Origin of the sequence: Aquirufa avitistagni, from assembly GCF_042715545.1 — a bacterium.
Lineage (GTDB): Bacteria > Bacteroidota > Bacteroidia > Cytophagales > Spirosomataceae > Aquirufa > Aquirufa avitistagni.
Window position 1 is genome coordinate 509,247 of record NZ_JBBKXZ010000002.1, and the last position, 25,761, is coordinate 535,007.

Consider the following 25,761-nt stretch of genomic DNA (forward strand, 5'->3'; position numbering starts at 1 on the left):
TGGAAAAGTCACTTCTCCCCCCTACCTTTGCCAAACCTTGGAGGATTGGCAAAGGTAAGGTTTAACACCTTTTTCCACGTATCTAAACGGCCATCGATCGACGAAGGATCATACACAAGCCCTAACATCTGAGCCACAAGCGGATAAATATCCACATTTTCAAACGGCGGAATCCGCTTCCCTATTTTGAGTGCCGGACCCCAAGCCTGAAAACTCGCTTGCATCTCGGGTAGTCGCGTATCAAAACCATGTTTCCCTTGATTAGTTGGATAGCGACTTAAGTTGAAAACACGCGGAAGTTTAGGCACGAGCAAGATGGCGCCTAAGCGATTGTAACGATCATCCGTTGGGCGGAAATGCCAATGTTCCGGCGTCTCCGACATTAGATAGGTATCAAAATTTTGATTTTTTTTCAATGCTTCATAGGTGGAAGTGATGCGCGAAGGGTCTTTGGCATGGACCTGCAATAAGGCATCCCCTGAGGGAACGCGAAAGGCCGCCGTATCTATCTCAGCCGGAAGACCCATGGTATTTTTATTGTCGACCGTCAGCATCCCATGATCCGAAACAAACACATAATTGATCGGTAATTTTAGTGGATCTAAAGCCGCTTGCAAATCACGAATGGCCTGATCTACAAATTGCACTGATTTCTTAACGCGTGGATCTTCCGGCCCAAATGCATGCGCATCATGGTCTACTTCAGGCAAATAAAACGTGATGAAATGTGGTCGTTTTGTTTCGGGAAGACTTAGCCAGTCCTTTACCGATTGGATACGTTGCTCAATCGGGGTGACCTCATTGTAGACATAATAATAGCTCGGGCGCACCCCTTGAATGTCGGCTTCGGATGCTACCCAAAAATTACTCGCGGCGAGCATACCTTGTTTTTCTGCCAAAACCCACAATGGAGTACCGCCATACCATTTCCCCTCACTCACCATTTTCTTATTCCCCATACTGTATTCTTGCCGTGACGTCGGGTCATAATACCGATTATTTACAAGCCCATGATGCGCCGGATATAATCCTGTCACAAGCGTGTAGTGATTTGGAAATGTCAACGTAGGATATGAAGGAATCATCGATGGGGCAAAAACCCCCAAAGACCGCTTGGACTTTAAAAACTCGGCATCATATTTATCCGCAAAATCTGAACGAAATCCATCCGCTGAAATTAAAATTACATACGGTTTTGACAGCTGATCTGGCGCGTTCACTCGCCCTTCGACCCGATGTTGCGTGGTGTCTTGAGCGAATGTGTGGAGGGATAATAGGAGGAAACTAGCGAGCCAACTTAATAATTTGGTCATGTCCGTTTATCTGAAGATGAAGTATGTAACGTCCGGCGGGCAGGTCAGTCAAATTAACTTGACTCAACTTTCCAGGTGATTTAATTTCACGCAGTAATCGCCCGTTGAAATCATAGATTTTTAGATTTTCAAAGGCGTCATCAGGGAGCTCATTGATGCCCAAAGGGGGCAATACATTTACCTGATAGTTTGTTTGAAAGCAATTTTGAGGGTCTTTAACGGTGAATTTTTGGGTCTCTATCGGGTTCTTCTGGATAACCCGCGTTTTTTCCCCTGTATTCCAAATATATTCGCCTTGCCATGGAGCAGTTAAGCTCACCAAACCTTGGTAGTTTACTGTGACTGCGGCAGGATCGGTCACGTTTAAATCTTTGAAAATGGTAAATTGATCCGTGATAGCTCCATTCTCCGTTAGGAATTTGGCATCGAGCCGTCCGCCCTCAATTTCAAAAATCATGGATCCCCCGATGCCCGGTTGGCTCGTCTCCATCACCGGATGTGGCGCATTGGCACGCATGGCACCCGTAGCTCCACCTACTCCATTTACTACGTAAATAACGCCATTAGAGGCTTGATTGGTCGTAAATAGGTATGGACACGAGTTGGCCGTTGCATTATATTTCCCGGAACTTGTCTGCGTAAAATGAACAGCGGGATTAAATTCGGAAGCAACTCCAGTAAACCCTTTGATTGGCTTTGAGCGCTCATACACGTGGCTATGGCCATTTAAAACGACATCTACACCATATTTTTCCAGTATTGGAGTGACAACTAATCGCGGTTGTGTTAGGTTTGCCCACACATCTGAATCATAGGTGCCTTTCGTATAGGGAGGATGGTGGAAATAGACAATCTTCCAGCGTTGCTTGGTGTTTTGCAGATCTTTGATTAGCCATTCTAGTTGCTCAGAACCTGGATCCGTGAGTAATTTCCCATCGCGTCCCCGGGCAAAAGAATCGAGACTAATGAAGTGAGTACTCCCGTAGTCAAATGAATAGTATGCCTCAGACCCAGATGGAATTCCGCCTAATTCCCCTTTTGCTGGCAGGTTAAATATTTGATAATAGCCCATGTCGGGGAGGTCCTGTACATGTGGATATCCACCGTAATCATGATTGCCAATGCCCATAAAAAGGGCACTTTGGCGCATAAAAGTTCCTTTTTGATACACATCAAAGAAGTTGCTTTGGAAGCCGCCATCTGCACCACCGTTGTAGGTATTGTCGCCTACGGTCATTAGGAAATTCGTATAGTTGGCACCATTATATTTTAAAAAGGCTTCATACACGCGCTCTTGGACCACTCCGGGGAACATATCCCCTAAGGACCAAAAACGAAATTTTTCAGAAGAACCTACGGCTGGAGCCGTTTTAAAGAAGTACGTGGAATCGCCTAGTGTATTCGTGCCGGTTCTAACTCGATAATAATAGGTTCTGCTCGCTGTGAGGGAGTCGATCAGAATGGTGTGTTCTGTACTTGCGGTCCCCGTTTTTTTTGTTCGATTGAATGTTTTAGCATCCGTACCAATGCCTACTTCCGCATTCACGGGGCCGTCGGTTCGAAAGCGAATCGTCATCGTGGAGGGCCCCGCCATTTGTAAATAGGGCCCGCGAATGACTTTTTGTCCCCAGGCATGTGAGGTTAAAGTCAACAACAAGCAAACGATGATACTATGTTTCATTTTAGAGTTTGTCAGAAGTAGTGTAAAAGTACTGAATGATGGAATAGCTTGGATAAGCCACTTCGAATAAATTTACAAGTTCGAATATGGTTTGTTGTGGGATAGCCTAATTCAGATCTCAATTGGCAGGCTAAGTCTCACCTACCGGGAATCATACTAAGTCTAATCTATATGTTTAAAATTGCTTAATCCGCCTTTACACCAACTTTACATCAAAAATAGCGTATAATTTTTTTGCCATATCGTTTATTAAGTGGTAATTATCAACCACTTACTAGATATTATCGCTAACAACCTGATTATTATCACTTTGTTTTCATTTTTATTTTATAATTTAGCGACCTACTCTTAAACAATATTTTATGAAGCGATTTAAAATAGGGCAAGTACTATCTTGTTTCTTGCTAATCCTTGGCCTTTTTAGTGGGCAAAATGGTTTTGCACAAGGCAAAATCTTATTCGATGGCAAGTTCATCTCAGTTCCTGGTTCTGAATTCCATGCCTATGGTGGGGTTGGAAATCGAAATTACACTTTTAGATTCAACAGTGCCAATGCTATGACATTTGCAACGGCACCTTCGCCTAATCTTGATGTGTTAGATATTGTCTCTGCTTCGAGTGGAGCTCCAGACACATTAACGATTGTTGATCGCTATGGCGCACAATTTGATTTTAAATCGCTAGAATTTGTTCCAAAGAATAGTGCTGGATTTGGTACCGTTTTACAATTTACGGCTTTCAGAGCCGGCGTTCAAGTAGCTCAAGTATCCATTGCAGATATTGCTTCGGGCTCATTAACCAAATATCCTAACCCAGATAGTCCATCTGAAACGTTCAGCAATGCGTTTAAGAATGTTGATCGCGTCATTATTACCATTCCTTCGGGTGCGCGATTTAACCATCGTTTTGATAACGTCGTTTTTGATACGGATTATGATGGCGATGGTGTGATGTTCACACAAGAGGTAATCGATGGAACTAACGTTAACAGTGGTTGTGATTTTAAGTTAAGTTCTCAAAATATATCACTGGTAAGCGATGCTTGGAAAGCAGAAGACTGTGATCGGGATGGTATTTCTAACTTATTAGAGACTAACGGAGGGACAAACAATGCAGATTTCGATTTTGATGGGGTCTTAAATATGTTCGATATTGATTCAGATCAAGATGGCATCAACGATAGTTTTGAAAAGGCAGTTGATTCGGATCGCGATGGGGATGCGGATTATTTAGATTTAGATTCAGATAATGATGGAATTACAGACATTCGCGAGAAAGTAGGCGATATGGATGGTGATGGAGTCCCTAATTATAGAGACTTAGATTCAGATGGTGACGGTATTTTTGACGTTATCGAAGGAATGGAAAATTTCCGCGCAAGTTTTGACCGAAACGGAGATGGTCTTTTGGATGGAGCTACTTCAGATGCTAATGCCAATGGACTAGGCGATGGAATTGACCCACGTGCAGGTGGTTTACCTTTTGGTGTGCCAGATACAGATCGCGATGGACAGCCAGATTACTTAGACCGTGATGCAGATGGCGACGGTATTTTAGATTCAGTGGAAGGAGCAGGAGATCCGGATGGTGATAATATTGCCAACTATCGTGATTTGGATGCTGATGGAGACTGGGTTGCTGATGGGTATGAAGGAACAAATGATAACGATGGCGACCGTGTGCCAAATTACTTAGACGCGGACTCCGATGGAGATGGTATTGTAGATTCGTGGGAGGGAGCTGACAAATGTGCTGCTTGTAATACCCTACAAGATGCCAATGCGGATGGTTTTGATGACCGGAAGCAATTCAATTCTCCTGCACCAATCGATACAGATAAAGATGGTACACCAGATTTCTTGGATTTAGATTCAGATGCCGACTGTATTCCAGATGCGATTGAATCAGGTCGCGATGGAGATAAAGATGGCATTGCTAACTTCCGTGATTTGGATTCGGATGGTGACACCATTCCAGATGCTGTGGAGGCCGTTACATGTGGAACTCCAGTTAACACAGATAATGATGGTTCAGAAATAGGTGCTGATTATGAAGATTTAGATTCTGATGGTGATGGAATCTCAGATGCGATTGAAGCAGGTGCTGATCCTACGAAGCCAGTGGATACAGATGGAGATGATTCGCCAGATTACCGTGATTTGGATTCAGATGGAGATAAAATTCCAGATGCATTTGAAGCAGGTAAAGACGCAACAAAGCCATTAGATTCGGATGGAGATGGCATTTTTGACTTCCGTGATAAGGATTCAGATAATGATACGGTGCCAGATGCAGTAGAAGCAGGTCCCGATCCGACAAAACCTGTTGATACAGACAATGACGGTGATCCAGATTACCGTGACATTGATATTGACAATGATGGTATCCCTGATTCAATTGAGGCGGGAGCTAATCCTCAAAATCCGGTAGATACAGATAAAGATGGCACCCCAGATACGAAAGATTTAGATTCAGATAATGATGGCATCTCTGATGCGGTTGAAGCCGGAAAAGATGCGAAGGCTCCAGTTGATACAGATGCTGATGGAATCTTCGATTTCCGCGATTTGGATTCAGATGGTGATAGTATTTCCGATACGATCGAGGCTGGTAGAGATGCCGTGAACCCAGTGGATACAGATAAGGATGGCGTTGCCGACTTCCGTGATTTGGATTCAGATGGCGATGGCTTGACGGATAGAATTGAAGTAGGGACTGATCCAACAAAACCTGCTGATGCAGATGCGGATGGAATCTTTGATTTCCGCGAATTAGATTCAGATAATGATACAATTCCAGATGCTGTTGAAGCAATCACATTAACGAAGCCAGTTGACACGGATGGAGATGGCCTTGCGGATTACCGTGATACAGATTCGGATGGCGATGGTATTCCAGACTCGATTGAGGCTGGTAAAGATGGTAAAAATCCAGTTGACACAGACGTAGACAGAACACCAGATTACCGTGATTTGGATTCAGATAACGATAGCTACACAGATAAATTAGAGGCTGGAAACGATCCAAAATCACCTTTAGATACGGACAAAGATGGTATTTTTGACTTCCGGGATGTTGACGCGGATAATGATGGCACGTCAGATTTAAATGAAGACAACATTAACCTAGGTGGTTTAGCAGATTGCGATGGCGATGGTATTCCAAACCGTATAGATGCGGATGCATGTCCTGTGTTTGCACCTCAAGGAATTTCACCTAACGGCGATGGTAGAAATGATTTCTTAATCATTCCTGGTTTATTAGCGACACCTCCACCATATACCTTGTATGTGTACAACCGTATGGGTAATTTGGTTTACGAGAAAGAAAACTATTTAAATGATTGGAACGGTGGTGATCTACCAGATGGTACCTATTACTATATTATCGATTACAAAGGCCGTAAAACGAATTTGAAATCGTATTTATACATCAACCGTTTAGATAAATAATTTGACGTTTTATCACGCAAATCAAAAGCAACACAGACATGAAAAACAACATAGATTTTAAACAGAGAGTAGATCAATTCAAGTGGAGCAAGGGCCTTGTGGCTCTTGTATCCCTGCTTGTATTGGCAGCAACAACTACGTATGGCCAGCTGGAAGCAGGTTATTCGATGTACCGTTTCAACCCACAAGTTCTTTCACCGGCACATTCAGGAAGCACTGCCACGAGTGATGTGACCTTGATGAATCGCCAACAATGGCTTGGCATCGAAGGAGCACCGAAGACCTACGTGTTTTCAGGAAACTTCAAGTACGGCGCGCAAAGCGGACTAGGCGTGAATGCCATGCTAGACCAAGCAGGCCCGATGAAGATCACGACCTTCAGTGCAGACTATGCCTACCACACCAAACTATCCGAAGAGTGGTCATTCTCAGGAGGTATCCGTGCGGGACTAGCGAATTTAGCCTTGAACTTTGATGAGACGAATTTAGTGCATCAAGGTGACCCAACCTTCGTGAATCGCTCCGCGATGAAATTCAATACCGGTTGGGGCTTAAAGATTGCTAAAGGAGACGGCTTCTTTGTGAGTGTATCACAACCTCGTTTATTGAAGTATGACTTAGGCAGCGGCTTTAAAGATGCAGCCTATTTCTACGGAATGGTGGGAACAAAGATTAAGGCGAACCAAAACGTAACAATCTACCCAAGTGCTTTAGTACGTACGGCATCAGGTGTACCTTTGAGCTGGGATGCGAACTTGTTAGTGAACTTGGCGGGGAGGTTTGACATTGGTGCCAACTACCGTAATCAAGACAGCTGGGGAATACGTGCAGGTATCCAAGGAACTAAGAATATCTATTTAGGCTATGTATTCGAGATGCCAACGTCCCAATTGAGCCGCGTGAGTGTGCAGTCGCATGAGATTGCGTTGCGTTACTCGTTCGGAAAGTAATATACAGTAGAGACGCGATACCTCGCGTCTATTTATATTAAGACGCAACGTATTGCGACTATACAAAACAAATGAGACGCGATCTATTCGCGTCTTTTTTTTGTTTTATGCGTGTAAACTATTGTTTATTAAGTGGTTATGGCAAGCCAGACCATTTATTAATTAGGATTTTTAGAATGATGGCTTTAATTTTAATCAATTAATCAGTTCTGAAAATATTTCACATGCATCTATTATACTCCCCTCACTTTAAAAAGTGCCTAATTTCTTTGTTAGGTAAAATGCTGTTTTCATTTTCTTGTTTCTTATTTTCCTTTCAAAGTATTGCCCAAATAAACTGGACTGCTCAAACTTCAGCAGCAGATAATACTTGGAATAGTGTAACGTATGGAAGTGGGTTATTTGTTGCTGTATCTACTGATGGAGGAGCTAATCGAGCAATGACCAGTCCAGATGGCATCACTTGGACTACTCAAATGTTAGATGTTGGTAGAGGCGTTACCTATGGGAATGGGGTATTCGTATCCTTAGGAGTAAACAAGGTTAGCACTAGCCCAGATGGAATTACCTGGACTTCTCAAACACCAGCTGGAAATAATGCCTGGCAAAGTGTAACCTATGGAAATGGATTATTTGTTGCTGTCGCTATAACAGGTACAGGAAATCGAGTCATGACAAGTCCTGATGGGATAACTTGGACTGCTCAAGTATCAGCTGCGGATAATGAGTGGCAAAGTGTAACCTATGGGGGGCCTACTGGGCAAGAGAGATTTGTAGCAGTCTCCACAAGCGGAATAGGAAATCGAGTCATGACAAGTCCTGATGGGATAACTTGGACTTCTCAAGTATCAGCTTCGAATAATGATTGGAGAAGTGTAATTTATAATAATGGATTATTTGTTGCTGTCTCTTCTACAGGAACAGGAGATCGTGTCATGACTAGCCCCGATGGGATTACTTGGACTGCTCGAACTTCATCTGCAGATAATGCTTGGTACGGCGTCTCGTATGGAAATGGGTTATTTGTTGCTGTCGCTCTCACGGGTACAGGTAATCGAGTAATGACTAGCCCAGATGGGATAACTTGGTCCACACGGACATCCGCTTTAGATAATCAATGGAGTGGGATTACTTATGGAAATAGTATTTTTGTAGCCATTTCGAGAAGCGGAGTCGGCAATAGAGTCATGACTTCAAGTCCTACTGTCAACAGGCTGATGATTGATCCCATCGCAAACCAAAATTATACGGGATCAGCTTTGTCTCCTTCGATTGTAGTCAAGGACGGCCCAACAATCTTGGCACTTGGTACTGATTATTCCGTAGCTTACTCTAATAATACAAATTCGGGGATTGCAACAGTTAGCATTACGGGTTTAGGCTTCTATTCAGGGACAAAGAATGCGACTTTCAACATTGTTGCCACTGTTCCCGCCACCCCCACTAGTGTTTCTGCTTCGATCACCAACCAAACTAGCGCTTTGGTTTCCTTCACAGCCCCTGCCAACAACGGCGGCTCAGCGATTACGGGCTACACGGTTACATCTTCTCCTGGAGGCCTGACGTCTAGTGGCACTTCAAGCCCAATCACGGTTTCGGGATTAAGCTTTAACACGAATTATACCTTCACAGTCACAGCGACCAACTCCCAAGGTACAGGAGCTGCTAGTACGGCTTCGAATGCAATTGTGATTGTTGACACGGACGGCGACGGTGTCACCGATACCCAGGAGTTAATCGACAACACAAACCCTTACGAACCTTGCGACTACGTGCCAGCTTCCCAGGTTAGAGCGAATGTCAGCGCTGCCTGGCTTGCTTGGGACTGCGACGGCGACGGCAGGCCAAACGGCGTAGACACCAACCCACTGAATTATGCCGTGGGCGGTATTGCTGGCGTAATTCCTACGATTGGCACGAGAGCCTATACGAACTTCTTTGCTGTAGCAGACAATGATAGCGATGGTATTCCAAACTCGATGGAATGCTTTGGCAGCTCAGCTACTTGTACTGATTTTGATGGGGACGGATTAGCGAATTACGTCGATACCGATTCAGATGGCGATGGCTTACTTGATTCGACGGAACGTAACGTAGATACGGATGGCGATGGCGATGCCAACTACCTAGATTTGGATACGGATAATGACGGGATTCTAGACAGAACCGAATTGCTGTATGACACAGATAACGACGGTATACCTAACCTACGTGATTTAGACTCCGACGGCGATGGAATTCCAGATACCAACGAGGCGACAGAAAACTTCCGCGGGGGTGTAGATTTGAATACGGACGGCCGTTTGGATGACATCACGGATACCAATGGAAATGGACTAGCGGATTTTTTGGAAAGAAAACCACTCGGCATTCCTGACACCGATAAAGACGGCACGCCAGATTACTTAGATCTAGATTCAGATGGCGACGGACTGGTTGACCGCACAGAAGGTGGCGGAGATTTGGATGGAGATAAGATTCCCAACTTCAGAGATCAAGATTCAGATAACGACTGGATTGCCGATGGCATTGAAGGCATCAATGATGCAGACAAAGATGGCATTCCCAATTACCGCGATACGGACTCAGACGGCGATGGCATTGTAGATTCCTGGGAGGGAGCTGATAAATGTGTGAGCTGTACGACACTTCAAGACGCAGATAACAACGGCTGGGATGATCGCAAGCAATACGCCAAAGACAACACAGCCATCGACACCGACCAAGACGGCACACCAGATTTCCTAGATGCAGACTCAGACAACGACACGATCGAAGACCGCATCGAGCTAGGAGCCGACATGGACGCAGATGACATGCCAAACTTTAGAGATACTGACTCGGATAACGATAAGATCCTAGACATCATCGAAACAGCAGTAGATACCGACAAAGACGGTACGGCCGACTTTGAAGACCTAGACTCAGATAACGACACGATACTCGATGCGATTGAAACGGATGTAGACACGGACAAAGATGGCGTGAGAGACTTTAGAGATGAAGACTCCGACAATGACAAGATCCTAGATAAGAACGAGAAGGCGATCGATACAGACGGCGATGGCAAGCTGAACTTCCAAGACACAGACTCCGATGGCGATGGTATCCCTGATGCCATCGAAACGGAAGTAGACTCGGACAAAGACGGGAAGTCAGACTACGTCGATACGGAATCAGACGGCGACGGCATCCCCGATGCAATCGAGGCAGGAGCTAACCCAGAAAAGCCACTCGACACGGACAAAGATGGCACGGCCAACTACCTTGACCTAGACTCAGACAATGACGGCATCACGGATCAAACCGAAGCTGGCAAGACTCCTGAATCTCCACTAGACACAGACGCAGACGGCACGCCGGATTACTTAGATCTAGACTCAGACAATGACAAGATCGATGATAAGACGGAGACGACTGTAGACACCGATAAAGACGGCAAACCAAACTACATCGATACGGACTCCGATAACGACGGCATCACGGATCTAGTCGAGACGACCATCGATACGGATAAAGATGGCATCCCGAACTACTTGGATCCAGACTCGGATGGTGATGGTATTGCAGATAAGTACGAAGGCACCAAAGACACAGACAACGACGGAAGACCTGACTACCTAGACCTAGATTCTGATAACGATGGGTACAGCGATGCCGATGAGCGTGGAATCACGAGCCTCGATCAAGCACCACTAGACACCGACAAAGATGGCCTAGCAGATTACGTAGATACGGATACAGATGGCGATGGAATCTTGGATAAGCTAGAAGACGACATCAACCTAGGTAATCTACCGGATTGCGATAAGGATGGCATCTCGAACCGTTTGGACAAAGACATCTGCGACTTGTTGAAACCAAGAGGTATCTCACCCAACGGCGATGGCAAGAATGATTACCTAATCATCCCGGGTATTTTGAGATTCGAGCCGAACCACTTGATGATTTATAACCGTTGGGGCACGCTAGTCTACGAAACCAACAACTACCAGAACAACTGGGCGGGTACGGACAACAAGGGAGTGGATCTTCCCGATGGCACCTATTATTACTTGATTGACTTCTTTGGTAAGCGGCCAGAAATTAGTACGTACGTATACATAAATCGAGCAGACTAAATGAAAAGCCCCGGAAGAAATTCTGGGGCTTTTTTCATTTTGTAGCGACGCGAAACTAACCGTCTTTTATTTCCTCAAAAACAAGATCGCCACAGGTTGTTTCACCTCAATATCCTCCTGCGTATCGCTTAATTCACCATCCTTAAAAGCAAATTTTTGGATGCGATTTTCCCCTTGACTCGCCACATAAACATAGCGTCCACTTGGATCAAACTGAAAGTTGCGAGGCATCTTTCCCACGAGTACCTCTTTGTGATCGCGTAATTCTCCAGAAGGTAAAACGGCCAATACCCGAATGGAATTTTGCGTTTTACGGTTGGAGGCCAACAACCATTTTCCGTCGGGTGACAGGTGCAAATCGGCACTAGCATGATTCGGATTCCCGGCACTTTGGTCTATCACAATCCGTTGCAGATGCGTAAACTCATTCGCATAAATTCGAAATACATCCACCGTCCCGCTCAATTCCCCAAGTACATAAGCAATATCCCCCGATGAATTAAATACCATGTGCCGCGGCCCCGTTCCTTTCGGCAATTCTACATCCTCATACTGTGTCGCCACAAGGCCATTGGATAGTAATGCATGCACGTGAATTTTGTCCGCCGCCAAATCCGTAACGACCAGTTGGGCCCCATCCGGCATGACCACCGCCATGTGCGCATGACTCGGTTTTGGATAGACGATATTTTGGCTGATGGGCTGAATCTGCCCAGCTTTCGTTTGAAAAACACTGAGGTTCCCACCCAGGTAATTGGCGACATAAACGGTTTGACTTGCCTCGCGAAATAAGACGAAGCAGGGGGCGTCGCCTTGTGTCAACTGTGTACTCAGACGTGAAAAAGTGCCTTTTTCTTGCTTGTAAGAGCTAATTGCGCCTTTCCCGTCTACTTCCTCGTGGACCGAGAATAGGTATTGGTGGTCCTTCGACAAGGCTTGAAACGAAGCTTGCGACTGCCCAACGGCGTGAACCGTTTTTCGGGTTTTAGGATCGATGATCTCGATGCCGGGATTTCCTTGGCGCGTATATGAGCCAACGAGCAGGTTGACAGCGGATGAATCTGGGGTTTGGTAACTCAGCATGGCCAAGGCGATATTTATTAAAATCATTTTTTTAGCTTTACCTGCAAATTAACCGATTTACCTATGCAAAACCGCGTCATCTCCCTAGATGTTTTTCGTGGCCTGACTGTGATGCTCATGACTTTGGTCAATAATCCTGGAGATTGGGGCCATATTTATGCGCCTTTTGAACATGCCAAATGGCATGGCTGCACGCTCACCGACCTTGTTTTTCCCTTCTTTTTGTTCATCGTAGGTGTCTCGATTGTACTCGCCAAACCCGACGGCGAACCCGTTCCAGTATCGAAATTAATCACGCGGACACTACGTATATTTTTGTTAGGATTTTTTCTCAGTTTCTTCAGTCGGATACATGTGGGAGATTTAGACGGAATCCCTTTGTTACTGATTCGCCTAGTTTTCACGGCACTCATCACCATCGCGCTCCTTGGAAAATACGCGGCGAAAAATCAATTGATCGTGTCGATTGTCTTGGCGGTGATGATGTTTGGACTGGCGTTTAGTGGTCTGGAAGATTTTAAGTCGGTGCGTATTCCGGGGGTATTGCCGCGTATTGCGGTGGTTTATGCAATCGTGGGATTTGCCTATGGCCGTGTCAACTTGCCCAGCCTCGCGGTCATTTCAGCCGTTTTGCTTGTAGGGTATTGGGCCATCATGACCTTGATTCCAGTGCCTGGCGTGGGTCCGGCCAATTTAAACGAGGGAACTAATTTGGCGGCGTTTGTGGATAATTTAGTACTGCCCGGTCATTTATGGGCGGTGTCCAAAACCTGGGATCCTGAAGGAATTTTAAGTACCATTCCCTCTATCGCGACAGGCATCATCGGACTGATTGCAGGTACTCAGCTCCGAAAAACGCACCTTTTAGCCTTGGGAGGCCTTATTTTGTTAGTGATTGGTTTTAGTTGGGACCTGACATTCCCGATGAACAAAGCCTTGTGGACAAGTTCATTTGTTTGCGTCACTGCAGGCTGGGCTTTACTCAGTTTATCCGTTTTGCGCTACCTCGTGGATGAGAAAAACCAAACAACCTTCATCGCTCCCATTCTGTTATTTGGGATGCATCCGATGCTCGTGTTTTTCTTTTCGGGGATTATTCCGCGTGCATTGAATATGATTAAAATAGGCGATCAGGGAATTGTGGGTTGGATGTACCATCGAGCCATTGCGGGACACGTATCCAATCCATACGTTGCGTCGTTGATGGGAGCGGTGGTCTATTTGGTGATTTGGTATGCTATTTTGCGTGTGCTGACCTACGTAAAATGGACCGTTAAAGTGTAAACAAAAAAGGCGGGAACGCGTTAGGACAACATGAAACATTTTTCTTTAGCTGATTTGGCGAATTGGGATCGCTTTACGCGTGCAAATTTTGTGAACTCGCTTTCCGGGTTTAAAAGTGCGTCCTTGATTGCGTCGCAGGATAAAGACCAACATCTGAACCTCGCCATCTTTAGTAATATCGTGCACCTTGGGGCAGATCCTGCCTTGATCGCTTTCGTGAATCGTCCGCTGGAGGCCGCGCCGCATACCTTGCGTAACATCGAAGCGACTGGTTTTTATACGATCAATCACATTTCAGTAGACCAAATTTCCCAAGCACATCAGACCAGTGCCAAATACGCCAATGGCGTGAATGAATTTTCGGAGGTAGGTTTAGAGCCCATGTATCAGGCCGACTTTCCCGTGCCGTTCGTTGGTGGGAGTCCGGTGCAATACGCCATGAAATTGGAGCAAATTATTCCCATTGAGCTGAATAATACGTTTTTGGTGATTGGATCTTTGCAACATGCCTTTGTGGATCCGGCTTGTATGGATGCCGACGGGTTTTTGAATTTGGACGCGGCAGGCAGCGTGGCATCGTTGGGGTTATCGGCCTACTATGACATGAAATTGGTGCAAAAATTACCCTACGCACGCCCTGTGCTAAAATAATTAGCCTTATTTTAGGTGTTTCAAACCAAATGAAAACACCTATGAAAATCGATTTTATCCATAAAATCCAGCATATCGGTATTCCCGCGCACGACCTGGAAGTTTCCATTCCTTTCTACGAGCGTCTTGGTTTTGAAAATGTAATGGAATCTCCTTTCGAGTTTGACGGTGGTTTTGGCACCTGCGTGATGATGAAAAATCACGAGGTGATTGTTGAATTATACCAAATGCCCGAGAAGCAATTAGCAGAAATTAAGCAACGCAAAAATGGACATGTGGATCATTTTGCCATCGATGTCACTGATGTGGACCATGCGTTCGAAACGTTGAAAAAGGCTGGATTTGAAATCTTAGAGGCCACGCCTACTTATTTGCAATTCTGGAAAAACGGTACCCGTTTCTTTAATGTCAAAGGGCCATCCGGAGAAATCATTGAGTTCAATCAGATATTATAAAGACGCGAAGTATCAGTTTAGATGCTGGTCGTCAGATGTTAGACATCGGACGTGTGGCTACATGCTTACGCTTTAAAAAAAAGACGCGAAGTATCGCGTCTCTACAAGTACAGGTCCAATGTCTGACGTCTAACGTCCAACGTCTATTTAGTCCATTAACGCCCTCCCCTTCGTCTCCGGCAAGTAAATTACCCCCACGATTACCGTTATGGCTGCCAAAGCGATCGGATAAAAGATACCCGCAAAATTAGAATGCGTCACGGCGCCTAACCACGTTGCCACAAATGGCGCGCAGCCGCCAAACACCCCATTCGCGAAGTGATAGGGGATGGATAGGGAGGTGTACCGAATTTTGGTCGGGAATAATTCAACTAAAAATGCAGCAATAGGACCATAGGCCATGGCGGCAAACGTAACCAAGCAGGTACAAATAAATGCCAATTGTACTTTGCCCGTCATGGTTAGAAAATAGGCATCTCCTACGAGGGTTCCTTCTTGGTCGACGATGTCCGACATCCACGCGAATAGCGGATAGTAGAAAATGGCAGCTAGCGCCATACCGCCCAGCATCACCTTTTTCCGACCGATGCGATCCGACAGGCTTCCAAAATACACGAAAAGCGGAGTTCCGATGACAAGCGAAGCCGCAATGATGAGATTCGTTGTCGTGAAGTCCACCTTCAAAATTTTATTGATAAAGATCTGTGCGTAAAATTGGCCCGTATGCCAAACCACCCCTTGGCCCACAATGGCACCAAACATGGCCACCAACATCAGTCGGCGATTTTCTTTACTCGCAAACGCTTCCTTCAACGGGTTTTCAGATAAGCGACCCTCCGCTTTCAACTTCGAAAACAGGGGAGATTCGTGCATGTTCCGACGAATAAAATAGGAGACGATCACCAAAATTCCGGATAATGCGAAAGGCACCCGCCAGCCCCAATCCCTAAACACTGCATCTCCCATCAGGTTTTGCGAAACCAAAATCACAATGATGGATACGAAAAATCCAAGCGTTGCCGTTGTCTGAATGTAGGCTGTATATTTTCCACGCTCGGCATCTGGGGCATATTCAGCCACATACGTTGCCGCACCTCCATACTCACCACCCAATGCCAAACCCTGAATAATCCGCAGTAAAAGTAAAATGGCCGGAGCTACTAGGCCGATTTCTGAGTAAGAAGGAATGAACGCAATTGCGAAGGTGGATCCGCCCATGAGGAGTAATGTCAACAAAAACGTGTATTTCCGACCAATGCGATCACCTAGTCTACCAAAAATCACTCCACCAAATGGCCGAGCCACAAAGCCAGCTCCAAAAGCAGCCAGCGTTGAAATGAACGCGGCAGTTGGGTCTTCTTTAGGAAAAAAGGAAAGGGAGATGATGGCCGACAAGCTGCCGAAAATATAGAAATCATACCACTCAATCACGGTGCCCACAGAGGAGGCGATAATCACTTGCCAAAGCTTTTTAACTGGTATTTTATTATTATCAAAAATAGGCGCACTTTCTTGCATAAACGAAAATTTAAGTGGGACGTCGGCAGGGTGTCTGGCCGCTCGTCGCGACACAAAAAACAAAAAAATCTCGCGAAAATCCTATTCGCAAACTGATAAAACTATCCAAAAATTTGATAATTTGCCTCTTCCTAAACCTTATCTCTCTATGAAATTAAGTACGTTATGTTTGTGCACATTAATGAGCTTACCAGCTTTGGCACAATACACACCCTCTGAGGCGAATCTCCAAGAACGCCAAGCTTTCCAAGATCGTAAATACGGCATGTTTATCCACTGGGGTCTCTCTAGCATGCTCGGCGATGGCGAGTGGGTCATGAACAACAAAGGGATTTCAAAAAATGATTACGGTCGGCTGATGCCCGCCTTCGATCCAAGTAAATTCAACGCCGATACCTGGGTGAGTATCGCCAAAAATGCCGGGATGAAATACATCATTTTCATCACACGCCACCACGATAGTTTCTCCAACTGGGATACGAAACAATCCGAGTGGAAAATCACCAATACCCCTTTCAAGCGCGATGCCCTCAAAGAACTTGCCGAAGCCTGTAAAAAACAAGACATGAAACTAGGCTTGTACTATTCAACGCTGGACTGGTACCGCGACGATTATCCTTGGGAGACCGGCCGTACTGGACAGAAAAGTGGCCGTAAAGGCAAAGGGGATTATGCTTCTTATCTCAAATTCATGAAAGCGCAGTTGACCGAGTTACTCACCAACTACGGAGAAATTCATAACATTTGGTTTGATGGCCACTGGGATCAAACGAATTCAGAAGGCAATGCGGATCGCAAGTCACGCATCGACTGGAAATATGATGAGATCTACAGCTTAATTCACCAGTTACAACCTGGCTGTATGATTGGAAACAATCACCACCTAGATCCGATTCCTGGAGAAGATTTTCAAATGTTTGAGCGGGATCTACCGGGAGAAAACCACTCCGGCTTGAGCTACCAGGAGGCCTCAAAACTTCCACTAGAATCCTGCGAAACCATTAACGGGGCGTGGGGATATAATATCACCGACCGGAAATTCAAGACCCCGAAACAGATCATTCACCTATTGGTGGGTGCTGCGGGACGTAATGCCAACTTGTTATTGAATGTGGGTCCAATGCCAACGGGCGAAATCCAACCTGAGTTCACGGACTCATTGGCCGTTGCCGGCCGCTGGCTTAAAGGGCACGGCGAATCTATTTATGGAACACGCGGCGGTCCATTAGGTCCACAAGTTTGGGGCGTAACTACGCAGACCGATACGCATGTGTATGTACACTTATTGAAGCGTCCGAATGAGGAAACAATCTACATTCCAGGCGTTTACAAAAAAGCTCCGGTAGCCATGCTCGGAGAAACGCAAACTTTGAACGGAACTGTGGAGAAACAAGGGATCCATATCGATGTTAAACAATTACCTCCATACCGCATAGATTTAGTTTTAAAGCTAGAAAAAGCTAAATAATCCCTTGAAAAACGGAGTTTCTGATTAATTTTGTCGCTTGCCAAAATGGAAGAAAATTTTGGCATTTGACCTGAACAATTTAACACAATAACTATGCTTAAGAGAAGAGAAGCTGTCTCTCGCATTGCGATGTTAGTAGGCGGTGTTTTTAGCGCACCGACCCTTTTCGCGATGGAGGCAAAAAAAGCCGGTGTAATCGCTGAAGCAGGCACGTTTTCGTTGACAGATTTACAACGAAAAATTGTCGCTGCCGTTGCCGAGCACATTATTCCAAGAACCACTACACCTGGCGCCATCGACGCGGGCGTTCCTGCATTCATCGAAATGATGCTGAACGATTGTTACAAAAAACCAGAACATGTAAGCTTTAAAAAAGGGGTAGATAATTTAGCCAAAGCTAAATTCCTAGACCAAACAAACGAAGCCCAAGTGGCGATGTTGACCTTATTAGAGGCTGATACCAAAGAATTATTGAAGAGTTATTCTGCGAGTAAAGTGAAAGTAGGCGATAACGTAGACAAAGACATTTTAGAAGGTGCCGGCGGAGTTCCGTTCTGGCGTGTGATGAAAGAATTGACACTTTTGGGCTATTACACGTCTGAAAAAGGAACGCAAGCTTCTTTCGTTTACGAACCTGTTCCAGGCCGCTTCGAAGTTATTTCGGACATGAAGCCGGATCAAAAATCATTCGCATACTAATCCCAAACGACACAAGAAAATGAATCTAAATATAGATGCAATCAAGACCCAAACGTTTGACGCTATCGTCATTGGATCCGGAATTTCGGGTGGTTGGGCCGCGAAAGAATTAACTGAAAAAGGACTTAAAGTAGCCGTGATGGAGCGTGGTCGCGAGATCAAACACATCGAAGGCTACGAAACAGCCATGAAAAATCCATGGGAATTCGACCATCGCGGTCGGCCTACCAACATGGCTGCTGAGGAATATTGGGCAGGCATGCGCACGGGCTATACGCCAAACGAAGAGCACCGCTACTTATTCGAAAACGATAAGCAAAATCCATACATCGAGAAAAAAGGTGGATTCGACTGGATCCGTGCCTACCACACCGGTGGTAAATCGTTGTTATGGGGTCGCCAAACGTACCGTTGGAACCGGGAGGATTTCTTGGCCAACGAGAAAGAGGGGATCGGAACGCCATGGCCAATTGGCTATGATGATTTGGCTCCTTGGTATTCATACGTAGAGAAATTTGCAGGTATTTCAGGACAAGCAGAAGGTTTGGACGTATTGCCAGATTCGGATTTCTTGCCAGCCATGCAAATGACGGCTCCCGAGGTTCATTTCAAAAATGAAGTAAATAAAAAATTAGGTCGTCCTGTGACGGTTGGCCGCGTAGCTCACCTAACTAAACCAGGCAAGCAGCACACAGATTTGGGTCGTTCTTCATGTAACTACCGAAACAAATGTATGCGCGGTTGTCCTTATGGCGCGTATTTCAGTTCACTTTCGGCTACCTTGCCGGCAGCGCAACGTACCGGTCGTTTGACGATGGTACACAATGCGATTGTGGCTGAGATCATCTACGATGAGAAATCACAAAAGGCAAAAGGTGTTCGTGTGATCGATCAAAATACGATGGAGTCGAAAGAGTATTTTGCCAAAATCATTTTTGTGAATGCAGGAGCAATTGGTTCTACAGCAATCATGATGAACTCAAAATCGAACCGTTACCAAAATGGTTTAGGAAATGATTCAGACCAATTAGGTCGTAACATCATGGACCACCACTTGGGCGTAGGCGCAAGCGCGACGGTTGACGGTTTCAATAAAGATTACATGTTTGGCGCTCGTCCAAATGGTTTATACATTCCGCGTTACCGCAACTGGGGCAAGGATAAACGTGGATATTCACGTGGTTTCGGATACCAAGGTGGTGCGAGTCGTGATGGCTGGGGCCGTGGTGTGGGTCAAGATGGTTTTGGTGCCGACTTCAAAGAAAGCTTAACCCATCCAGGACAATGGTCGGTAGGATTTGGGGGCTTTGGTGAGATTTTACCAGATCCAAATAACCGATTCACATTGAGCGATCAAAAAGATAAGTGGGGTTTACCCGTGCTTTCGTTTGAAGCAAATTTTGGTGAAAACGAATTGAAAATGCGTCAAGATATGATGAACGATGCGGCTGAAATGTTGGAAGCTGCTGGCTTTAAGAATATCAATGCCTACAACAAATCAGATACGCATATTGGCTTAGGTATCCACGAAATGGGTACGGCGCGCATGGGAACATCCGTGAAGAATTCAATTGTCAATAAGTACAACCAAGTACACGAAGTGAAAAACGTATTTATGACGGACGGTGCCGCGATGGCTTCGGCTTCTTGCGTGAATCCTTCGTTGACCTACATGGCTATGACCGCTCGTGCGGCCGAGTTTGCTGTGAGTGAATTAAAGAAACGTAATTTGTAATTCATGCAATTTATGAGTGGGTCGGTGAGTGTTCCTCACCGACCTTTTTTTTTGCCTTTCCAATTCCGACTGACGCTGTCTATTTAGTTAAATCGCGCGCAAATTTGCGACATGTTCTATCAGGTAGCTTATATTATCAAGCTTTTTTAGTCCAATAAATTGGTTTATCCAAAACAAGCATACATATTCCTAGAATTATTTACCTAACCCATAATCATATATGAAAACCAAACACTTGTTCTCCGTGCTTTTAATCAAATCACGGCAGTCGAAAAAATTAACCCAGAATCAAGTCGCCCGGGCCGTTGGCGTCAGTCAAAGTGCCTACAATTATTGGGAATCTGGCAAACATTATCCAAACGCAAAAAAACTATTTGACCTGACGAAAGTCCTTAGCATCCCCATCGAGGAGATGCTCACCGCTTAAGTGAACGGATCCTTGGAGTCAGCCGACTTCAAGGATTTTTTCTTTACCTTTACGCCCGTTATGCAAATCCAATCCCGTATCCGTTTTTTGTTCGTTCTCATCCCTTTTATCTGGATGACGAGCGCCTGTACGGAGGAATCTGCACCCGCACAAAAAGAACTTTATTTCCCGCTAGCAAGCTACATAAGCCAAGAGATTAGCGCTATGCAAAAGCATCCACCTCGGGTACACAAGACCATGATTTTGGATGGAAAAAAGGAGGTCAAAGTCATTTCAGATATGGATTGGGAGAAAGAGTGGGCGTTGTTTATCGAATCTGATTTAAATAAGCCTGCCTTCGACAAAAGCTACGATAATCTATCTGATGACGGATTTCGCTGGTATTCCTTGAAGATAGGAGAAGATTTGCCTGTGAAAAAATTGAAGATTCAGCTTGACGCGCTTGAGCGTCCCGCTTCGATTGAAATTGAGATGTCGCAGACCAATTTCCTGTTTGATACGCGCAAGAAAATGCACATGAATTTTGTGGATGGCAAGGTACAAACATACTCCATTGAGGGCATGCAGCAGATGCGTTGGGGTTCACCTACGCATTATCAATTGCTAGGTGTTTTACTCACCAAATAGCCCGCTCGACAAATAGCGATCACCTCGGTCGCAAATAATGCACACAATTAAGCCTTCTTCAAGTTCTGAGGCCAACCGTACACTTGCAGCCACGCCGCCACCACTACTCATCCCCCCAAATACACCTTCTTCGCGTGCTAGTCGGCGAGTCATCACCGTCGCCTCTTCCTCCGAAATATCCATAATGCGATCCACGCGTTCCGGTTGGTATATTTTCGGTCGGTACTCCATCGGCCACCGACGAATTCCTGGAATTTTTGACCCTTCTGTGGGCTGACAGCCTACGATTTGAATATTGGGATTTTGTTCTTTTAGGTACATCGACGTGCCCATGATGGTGCCCGTCGTGCCCATTGAACTGACGAAATGCGTCACTTTTCCATCCGTATCGCGGAAAATTTCGGGGCCTGTCGTTTTGTAATGGGCCAAATAATTATCTGGATTCTCGAATTGATTCAATAAAATATATTCACCCGATGCCGCTTTATCCACCGCATAATCACGGGCAGATTCGATAGTTTCCGTTAAAGTTACTTTGGCGCCAAAAGCCTCCATGGTCAGCACGCGCTCCCGGGTGGAGTTTGAAGGCATCGCCAGTTCGATCTCTAGTCCAAATAGCCGAGCAATCATCGCCAATGCGATACCCGTATTCCCCGAAGTAGCTTCGATTAATTTAGTGCCCGCCTTGATTTCACCACGTGCGATCGCAGATTCGATCATGTTTTTGGCGGCGCGATCTTTCACGGATCCACCTGGATTATTTCCTTCTAGCTTGCCCAATATCCGGACACGCGGGTTTGCATGTAGTTTGGTTAATTCAACGAGGGGCGTGTTGCCAACTAGCTCTAATAATGTCGACATCCTATTCTTCGATTACTTTTAAATTTTCTTGGTGGTAAATTTTGGTGTTGGGGGCCACGGAACGCGTTAGCCAGACGTTTCCGCCGATGATCGAGTCTTTACCTACAATCGTTTCTCCACCTAAAATCGTGGCTCCGGAATAAATCACGACACCATCTTCGATCGTAGGATGGCGTTTGGTGGAGGCCATCGATTTGGCCACCGAAAGTGCACCGAGCGTTACGCCTTGATACAATTTCACCCGTTCGCCGATCACGCAGGTCTCTCCAATAACGATTCCCGTTCCATGATCCATGAAGAAATAAGGCCCTATTTCCGCACCGGGGTGGATATCAATTCCTGTTTTGGAATGGGCATATTCGGTTAGAATTCGGGGCATTAAGGGGACATTTTCTTGTTGCAAGCCATGTGCTAATCGGTAAAATGCCATGGCATAAAATCCTGGATAGGTCCGAATGACTTCATAGTCGGTGGTTGCCGCCGGATCTCCATCGACCATCGCTTGGACGTCGGTGAGTAACAATTCATAAATACCAGGTATCCGCTTCATGTAACTTTTCGTGATTTCTTGCGGGCTCGTAGGTAAATCATGACTCATGGTATGCAAAATACTTTCAAGGCCATTTTCTATACTTTCCCAGATTAATTGAAGGTCTGCCAAATTCACAATCTGCTTCCGCGTTTGCTCGGGAAAGAGTGTTAAGACTATTTTAGTAAATAGTTTCTTGATATCAGACGTTGCTGGAAACGGCTTCGTTTGGGTATGTCGGCCTAATATTTGTTTTAAAAATGCTTCGTTCATTTGTTCTTGGTGAATAAAGGATGGGCCATAACAGCATCTGTTTGTACCATGGGTTCGCATGATTCAACCACCAAGCGGTGGATATTTTCTTTCGCGCGAATTTCCAATCCATGCACATAGGCCTTGTCATAATAGTTCAAGGTGATGGCGGCTACTTCAGAGAAATCCCCTGTTTCTAATGCTTCTTGCGCATTTTTATAATGATCTCCGCCGAGGCGTTTTTTGATTTTATCGATGGCTCGGGCTAAATCTTCTTTGGGGTAATGGGCATATACTTCGACCAAATGAGGTAAGCGATATTGTGCATCTATGTCTAAAAACAATACAGGCGCGGCACGTAATTGATCGTAAAAGGAAGCACCCATAAATACTTTTCCGATGTGCCTACTTTCATCCTCGACCCAAATGGGCTTTGTATAATCCATTTGCATCAATTGTTCTACGAGTACATTTTCAAAATGTTCGGACGTCGGTTGCTCTTCCAAGCCCAGATGCCCAAATGCCGAGCCCCGGTGATGTGCGATTCCTTCTAGGTCAATGACCTGTACGCCTCGCTTTTGCATTTCTAATAGGATATCGGTTTTCCCACTTCCTGTTTTCCCGCCCAAAACAATGAGGGGAATCGTTTCCTCAAATTTCGACAGGACAAAATTGCGGTAGGCCTTATACCCACCCACCAGTAATTTTACTTGGATACCTGCTGTTTCTAGGAGCCACGCCATGCTACCTGAGCGCATGCCACCGCGCCAGCAATGGACGTATACGGTATTGTTGACCGCCAATTTTTTGGCTTGTTTGACCCATTTGGCCAGTTTCGGGCCCACGAATTCTAGTCCCAGTTCTACCGCGGCATCCTTTCCTGCTTGTTTATAGATGGTTCCTACACGCGCACGTTCCTCATCCGTAAATAGCGGAAATGAAATTGCCCCGGGAATATGTGCCCGCTGGAATTCCCCTGGCGAACGCACGTCGAGAATCGGCCCTTGTGAGGCGGCCGTGACAAATGCGTTGGGGTCTAATTTTTCAGGCATCTAGTGGTTGAGTACAGTTAATTCAAATGAAAGTGGATCAAATGCGGCATAAAGCTTGGCTAAAAACGCAGGGTCCGACATATAAAATTCCAGGAAATTCGTGTATCGCTCCTGCCAATGTCCTTCGGGGAATAAATCCTGCTTCACAGCAGCTAGTTGGCGCAATCCAGTCTCCTGATTTCGTTCCTCTGCCTTGCGCATTTTCTTTGTCAACCGGTCTAATCCTTTTTGCCAACGTGTTTCCTCGGCTAGAACCGCGGGCTCTAAGGTCTCATCGATGGCTTGTGCTTTTTGGGCTATTTTACTCATTAGCGTAGAAAGACGCTCATGCTCATCGCCTAAGTCTAGGATATTTTTGGTGTGCTTGTCGATGAATGTAGCGCGCAACACATGCGCCTCTTGAAATAAATCCAAGATGGAAAGTTCCAGTTTCTCGAGTCTTTTTTCAACGAGCGGTGGGACAACTAATGCAAAATTGCGAGGTAGCAAAATTGGGTAGGGAACCTGGTGTAAATCAAAAATACTTTTCAGTTGGAACCAATATCCTACCTCTGCAGGCCCTCCAAGATAGGCTAAGTTGGGCAAGATGATTTCTTGATATAAGGGCCTAAGGACGACATTCGGGCTGAAGTTTTCGGGGTGATTTGCAATCTCCGCTTCGATGGCTTCTTGGGTAAAACGGATATCCGTGTTCAGTACGTGGTACGTTCCGTTACGCTGCTCAATGCGCTCCCGAAGATCCCCTTTCATGTAGAAAAAGTTGATCTCGCGTGCATGAATTTGGGGTTTATACCCCAATGAAACGAGCTTTTCGTCCGTGTCATGCACGGGTTTTTGGTGGGCTTGTGTGAGCACATCCGCCTCGATCACTGATTTTAACAAGCCCTTCAGTCTAGCATCATCCGCATCAATGCAGAGTAAACCGGTTTCGCCGAACAAGGCATGGACATATTTGCGTACGGCCTCAGTGAGCGTTTCGCTGCTTTGATAAGCGTCTTTAAAAATGGGAATTCCAGCTGGTAATTGGTTGATTAAATCCGCAAGGTCAGTTGTCTTAAATCGGCCAACGGCCCCTGTTTGCGAACTGGTGCAGGTATAGGTTTTTCCAAATAAATGGAAGTGGTTGATCTCATCCCAATCGTGATCTTCGGTTGCCATCCAATAAACTGGCACAAATTTGAATTCAGGATAAGTCTGCTGTAGTTTTCGGGCCAAATTGATGGTCGAAACCAATTTGTAAATCACGTATAATGGGCCCGTCAACAGGTTTAATTGGTGCCCTGTCGATACCGTAAATGTTTTTTCGTCCAACAGGCAATGGATGTTGGGGCTATCTGAGATGCCTTGATATTGGTCTGTTAAAACCTCCACCAACGTTTGCCGATTAACTGATTTTTTTTGATCGATTTGCGCACGGAAAGATTCCAGCGTAGGCGTCGCTCCATAAAACGGATTTAGCTCGGGTTTGCCGGCTAGGTAATCGAGGAGTAATTTTGAGAAGCCTGGAACGCGTTGTAGCGGGTAGCTTTGTGTGGGCATATCGAATGTTGTTGGTGCGTTAATTTTAAAAACCCCGCATATTTCCGAAAAGTTCTAACGAATT

Annotated in this window: 19 protein-coding genes; 11 read left to right on the plus strand and 8 right to left on the minus strand. The window is 45.5% G+C overall.

The features are described from left to right. Positions 1-8: 8 nt before the first annotated feature. Both U0R10_RS07990 and U0R10_RS07995 read right to left on the minus strand, forming a co-directional pair. A complete protein-coding gene (locus U0R10_RS07990; RefSeq protein WP_377983438.1) occupies positions 9-1,313 on the minus strand; it encodes an alkaline phosphatase family protein in 1,305 nt (434 codons plus the stop codon). Then, on the minus strand, positions 1,285-2,994 hold the full coding sequence (locus tag U0R10_RS07995) for a metallophosphoesterase (RefSeq protein ID WP_377983439.1): 1,710 nt from the start codon (positions 2,992-2,994) through the stop codon (positions 1,285-1,287). Before U0R10_RS07995 ends, U0R10_RS07990 begins: the two co-directional genes overlap by 29 nt. 362 nt (positions 2,995-3,356) lie before the next feature. Between U0R10_RS07995 and U0R10_RS08000 the strand changes: the two genes are divergently transcribed. The 3 genes from U0R10_RS08000 (at position 3,357) to U0R10_RS08010 (ending at position 11,517) form a co-directional block, all read left to right on the plus strand. Then, positions 3,357-6,446 carry a T9SS type B sorting domain-containing protein gene (locus U0R10_RS08000; protein WP_377983440.1) on the plus strand — a complete coding sequence of 1,030 codons (3,090 nt, stop codon included), beginning with the start codon at positions 3,357-3,359 and terminating at the stop codon, positions 6,444-6,446. Between the two features lie 38 nt (positions 6,447-6,484). Continuing rightward, positions 6,485-7,396, plus strand: a complete 912-nt coding sequence (locus U0R10_RS08005; RefSeq protein ID WP_377983441.1) for a PorP/SprF family type IX secretion system membrane protein — start codon at positions 6,485-6,487, stop codon at positions 7,394-7,396. A 224-nt stretch (positions 7,397-7,620) separates the two neighbouring features. Beyond that, positions 7,621-11,517: a T9SS type B sorting domain-containing protein gene (locus tag U0R10_RS08010; RefSeq protein WP_377983442.1), complete on the plus strand. Its 3,897-nt coding sequence runs from the start codon at positions 7,621-7,623 to the stop codon at positions 11,515-11,517. A 66-nt stretch (positions 11,518-11,583) separates the two neighbouring features. Here U0R10_RS08010 and U0R10_RS08015 read toward each other — a convergent pair whose 3' ends face one another. Further along, positions 11,584-12,627, minus strand: a complete 1,044-nt coding sequence (locus U0R10_RS08015; RefSeq protein ID WP_377983443.1) for a lactonase family protein — start codon at positions 12,625-12,627, stop codon at positions 11,584-11,586. A gap of 36 nt (positions 12,628-12,663) precedes the next feature. Between U0R10_RS08015 and U0R10_RS08020 the strand changes: the two genes are divergently transcribed. Genes U0R10_RS08020 through U0R10_RS08030 form a run of 3 tightly spaced genes read left to right on the plus strand, consistent with a single transcriptional unit; the run spans position 12,664 to position 14,990 of the window. Further along, complete coding sequence (locus tag U0R10_RS08020; RefSeq protein ID WP_377983444.1) at positions 12,664-13,884, plus strand: acyltransferase family protein; 1,221 nt, start codon at positions 12,664-12,666, stop codon at positions 13,882-13,884. A gap of 30 nt (positions 13,885-13,914) precedes the next feature. Further along, positions 13,915-14,535 carry a flavin reductase family protein gene (locus U0R10_RS08025; protein ID WP_377983445.1) on the plus strand — a complete coding sequence of 207 codons (621 nt, stop codon included), beginning with the start codon at positions 13,915-13,917 and terminating at the stop codon, positions 14,533-14,535. 41 nt (positions 14,536-14,576) lie between these two features. Then, the gene (locus U0R10_RS08030) at positions 14,577-14,990 is read left to right on the plus strand and encodes a VOC family protein (RefSeq protein ID WP_377983446.1); all 414 of its coding nucleotides are present in this window, start codon (positions 14,577-14,579) and stop codon (positions 14,988-14,990) included. Between the two features lie 147 nt (positions 14,991-15,137). On the opposite strand, the gene U0R10_RS08035 is transcribed toward U0R10_RS08030, so the two are convergent. After that, positions 15,138-16,508, minus strand: coding sequence for an MFS transporter (locus tag U0R10_RS08035; RefSeq protein WP_377983447.1), 1,371 nt, complete (start codon positions 16,506-16,508; stop codon positions 15,138-15,140). A 148-nt stretch (positions 16,509-16,656) separates the two neighbouring features. Between U0R10_RS08035 and U0R10_RS08040 the strand changes: the two genes are divergently transcribed. The 5 genes from U0R10_RS08040 to U0R10_RS08060 all read left to right on the plus strand — a co-directional run bounded on the left by U0R10_RS08040 (position 16,657) and on the right by U0R10_RS08060 (position 21,464). Further along, entirely contained in the window at positions 16,657-17,976 is a 1,320-nt protein-coding gene (locus tag U0R10_RS08040) for an alpha-L-fucosidase (protein ID WP_377983448.1), read from the plus strand. A 93-nt stretch (positions 17,977-18,069) separates the two neighbouring features. Then, complete coding sequence (locus U0R10_RS08045; RefSeq protein WP_377983449.1) at positions 18,070-18,675, plus strand: gluconate 2-dehydrogenase subunit 3 family protein; 606 nt, start codon at positions 18,070-18,072, stop codon at positions 18,673-18,675. A gap of 19 nt (positions 18,676-18,694) precedes the next feature. Continuing rightward, entirely contained in the window at positions 18,695-20,410 is a 1,716-nt protein-coding gene (locus U0R10_RS08050) for a GMC oxidoreductase (protein WP_377983450.1), read from the plus strand. A 220-nt stretch (positions 20,411-20,630) separates the two neighbouring features. Beyond that, positions 20,631-20,837 (plus strand): helix-turn-helix transcriptional regulator, encoded by a 207-nt coding sequence (locus U0R10_RS08055; RefSeq protein WP_377983451.1) that lies wholly within the window; start codon positions 20,631-20,633, stop codon positions 20,835-20,837. Positions 20,838-20,897: 60 nt separating this feature from the next. Then, positions 20,898-21,464: a hypothetical protein gene (locus tag U0R10_RS08060; RefSeq protein WP_377983452.1), complete on the plus strand. Its 567-nt coding sequence runs from the start codon at positions 20,898-20,900 to the stop codon at positions 21,462-21,464. Here U0R10_RS08060 and cysM read toward each other — a convergent pair. From cysM to bshC, 4 genes are read right to left on the minus strand one after another with little or no spacing between them, the layout of a single operon-like run. Then, complete coding sequence (cysM, locus tag U0R10_RS08065; protein WP_377983453.1) at positions 21,450-22,325, minus strand: cysteine synthase CysM; 876 nt, start codon at positions 22,323-22,325, stop codon at positions 21,450-21,452. The genes U0R10_RS08060 and cysM overlap by 15 nt on opposite strands. A 1-nt stretch (position 22,326) precedes the next feature. Then, positions 22,327-23,127 carry a serine O-acetyltransferase gene (locus U0R10_RS08070; RefSeq protein WP_377983454.1) on the minus strand — a complete coding sequence of 267 codons (801 nt, stop codon included), beginning with the start codon at positions 23,125-23,127 and terminating at the stop codon, positions 22,327-22,329. Then, positions 23,124-24,158 carry a tRNA 2-selenouridine(34) synthase MnmH gene (gene mnmH / locus U0R10_RS08075; protein WP_377983455.1) on the minus strand — a complete coding sequence of 345 codons (1,035 nt, stop codon included), beginning with the start codon at positions 24,156-24,158 and terminating at the stop codon, positions 23,124-23,126. Before mnmH ends, U0R10_RS08070 begins: the two co-directional genes overlap by 4 nt. Continuing rightward, positions 24,159-25,697: a bacillithiol biosynthesis cysteine-adding enzyme BshC gene (gene bshC / locus U0R10_RS08080; RefSeq protein ID WP_377983456.1), complete on the minus strand. Its 1,539-nt coding sequence runs from the start codon at positions 25,695-25,697 to the stop codon at positions 24,159-24,161. It abuts the gene before it with no gap. Between the last annotated feature and the right edge of the window lie 64 nt (positions 25,698-25,761).